Source organism: Shewanella sp. S1-49-MNA-CIBAN-0167 (genome assembly GCF_040310145.1).
In the GTDB taxonomy this organism is placed as follows: domain Bacteria; phylum Pseudomonadota; class Gammaproteobacteria; order Enterobacterales; family Shewanellaceae; genus Shewanella; species Shewanella psychromarinicola.
Genome location: NZ_JBEOPO010000428.1, coordinates 1 through 247, shown reverse-complemented (window position 1 = coordinate 247; position 247 = coordinate 1). Strand labels below are relative to the sequence as shown.

Below are 247 nucleotides of genomic sequence, written 5' to 3'. Positions count from 1 at the left end.
CGATAAGCCAATCATCAGCAACTGCCTCACGGTAACTATAGGTGTAAACCGGTTTACCAAAAATTTCGATGGTATGCTTGGCTGGGGTTGCCGTTAAGCCGATGCGTACCGCATCAAAGTAATCCAATACCCGCCGGTAGCTAGACAAATATTGACTGGCATCGCGAGTAACAAGCTCACCTTCTGTCATTTGTTGATCTAGGGCATAACCCCGATGGGCTTCATCGACAATGATGCAGTCGAATTC

1 protein-coding gene is annotated in these 247 nt (G+C 47.4%); it reads right to left on the bottom strand.

All coding sequences use genetic code 11. The features are described 5' to 3' along the window. Positions 1-247 (bottom strand): DEAD/DEAH box helicase family protein (locus tag AAEZ00_RS21915; RefSeq protein WP_351090130.1); only part of this gene is annotated, 247 nt, incomplete at both ends.